Origin of the sequence: Streptomyces javensis (assembly GCF_039525925.1) — a bacterium.
In the GTDB taxonomy this organism is placed as follows: Bacteria; Actinomycetota; Actinomycetes; order Streptomycetales; family Streptomycetaceae; genus Streptomyces; species Streptomyces asiaticus.
The window spans coordinates 1-1,955 of sequence record NZ_BAAAIF010000225.1 but is presented as its reverse complement, the minus strand read 5'-3'; the positions used below and the strand labels follow the sequence as shown (position 1 = coordinate 1,955).

2 protein-coding genes and 1 pseudogene are annotated in these 1,955 nt (G+C 70.6%); 2 read left to right on the top strand and 1 reads right to left on the bottom strand.

The window, feature by feature from the left end:
• The first annotated feature begins 221 nt into the window (after window positions 1-221).
• Together ABD329_RS47675 and ABD329_RS47670 are read left to right on the top strand one after the other, a co-directional pair.
• Window positions 222-692, top strand: coding sequence for a MerR family transcriptional regulator (locus ABD329_RS47675; protein ID WP_198282276.1), 471 nt, complete (start codon window positions 222-224; stop codon window positions 690-692).
• Complete coding sequence (locus ABD329_RS47670; RefSeq protein WP_198282275.1) at window positions 689-1,720, top strand: aldo/keto reductase; 1,032 nt, start codon at window positions 689-691, stop codon at window positions 1,718-1,720. Before ABD329_RS47675 ends, ABD329_RS47670 begins: the two co-directional genes overlap by 4 nt.
• Window positions 1,721-1,767: 47 nt before the next feature.
• Here the strand turns inward: ABD329_RS47670 and ABD329_RS47665 are convergent.
• A pseudogene (locus ABD329_RS47665) lies at window positions 1,768-1,955 on the bottom strand (bifunctional uroporphyrinogen-III C-methyltransferase/uroporphyrinogen-III synthase); the annotation flags it as partial.

Sequence of the window (1,955 nt, the reverse complement as noted above, 5' to 3'; positions counted from 1 at the left end):
AAAACGCTCGGCTGGGAAACCCCAGCCGAGCGCCTGCATAAACTGCTCGCAGCCTGATCAACACAACCACGTGTTGCGACGACTCCTAGAAACCGCCAACAGCCCGCCGCAGGCGCCAAGGTTCTCCCAAATCTCCGCTTGCTTGGAGTGCACTCCAACTCAATAGCGTTGAAGACGTCGACGAGATGTGCGGATCCGCGACCTGCGAGAGGTGAATCGGCATGACCGTGATGGAGAGCGCCCCGGTGAAGGCGCGGAAGAACTGCGCGGGGAGAGTCGGCCACCCCCGGCCCACCGGGCAGGACCGCTACTCGATCAGCGAGGTCGCCGCCCACACCGGGCTGACGGCGCACACCCTGCGCTGGTACGAGCGGATCGGGCTGATGCCGCACGTGGACCGTACGCACACCGGCCAGCGCCGCTTCACCAACCGCGACCTGGACTGGCTCGACCTCGTCGGCAAGCTGCGGCTGACCGGGATGCCGGTCGCGGACATGGTCCGCTACGCCGAGCTGGTGCGGGAGGGCGAGCACACCTTCGCCGAGCGCGAGGAGCTGCTGACCGCGCACCGCGAGAACGTGCGGGAGCGTATCGCCGAGCTCCAGAGCACGCTCGAGGTCCTCGACTACAAGATCGATATCTATGCTGACGCCCGGAGGGCGTCGTCGTCGGAGAGGTTTGATCCCGTATGAGCGACAGCACCAACGAGACCATCGCGACCGTCGGCCTGGGGACCGGCGGACCCGAGGTCGGCGTCCAGGGCCTGGGCTGCATGGGCATGAGCTGGGCCTACGGACCGACCCACGACGAGGCGGAGGCGCGGGCCACGCTGGAGCGGGCCCTGGAGCTGGGCGTCACGCTCTTCGACACCGCCGATGTCTACGGCTTCGGACGGAACGAGGAGTTCATCTCCGCCTTCGTCCGGGCCAACCGGGACCGGATCACCCTGGCCACCAAGTTCGCCATCGAGCGCGACGAGAGCGACCCGTACGGCCGCCAGCGGATACGCAACGACCGTCCGTACATCCGCCAGGCCGTCGAGGGCAGTCTGCGCCGCCTCGGGGTGGACCAGATCGACCTCTACTACATGCACCGGCGCAACCCCGAGGTGCCGCTGGAGGAGAGCGTCGGCGCCATGGCCGAGCTGGTGGCCGAGGGGAAGGTCAAGCACCTCGGGCTGAGCGAGGTCACGGCGAACGAGCTGCGCGCGGCGCACGCGGTGCACCCCATCGCGGCGGTGCAGTCGGAGTGGTCGCTGTTCAGCCGCGACATCGAGGAGAGCGTGGTGGGGGCCGCCCGCGAGCTGGGTGTCGCCCTCGTGCCGTACTCGCCGCTCGGCCGCGGCTTCCTCACCGGCTCCTTCGTCCAGGCCGAGCAGGAGCTGGGCGAGGACGACTTCCGCCGCCTCCAGCCCCGCTTCACCGGCGACAACGCGGCCGCCAACGCCGCGCTGCTGGAGCCGCTCCGGAAGATCGCCGAGGCGCGCGGGGCCACACTCGCCCAGATCGCGCTGGCCTGGGTGCAGCAGCAGGCCCAGGTGCACGGGGTCGCCGTGGTGCCGATCCCCGGCACTCGCACCCGCGCCCGGATCGAGCAGAACACCGGCGCGACCCGGATCGAGCTGACCGCGGACGAACTGGCCGCGCTGGAGCCGATCGCCGGAAAGGTGGCGGGCACCCGCTACGCCGACATGAGCGCGACGAGCGTCGGCCGGGAGTAGCCGCGCTCGGCTCAGCGGCGCGGGTTCGGTGGCGGCAGCCGTCTCCAGGTCGTGGAGGCCACGGCGGTCGCGTCGGACGAGCCGACCTCGTCCAGCAGTGCTCATCGGCGGCCAGAGCGTCCACGAAACGCACATCCTCCGCGCTGCGGGCGTCCCGCAGCGGCACCCCCGCGTAGGCGGGCACGCCCACCGCGGCGGCCGCACCGGGCACCACCTCGAAGACGATGCCCTCGGC

What these genes read in the sequence shown, in the direction of transcription:
- ABD329_RS47675 (WP_198282276.1), top strand. Translation starts at nt 222, where the DNA reads ATGACCGTGATGGAGAGCGCCCCGGTGAAGGCGCGGAAGAACTGCGCG.
- ABD329_RS47670 (WP_198282275.1), top strand. Translation starts at nt 689, where the DNA reads ATGAGCGACAGCACCAACGAGACCATCGCGACCGTCGGCCTGGGGACC.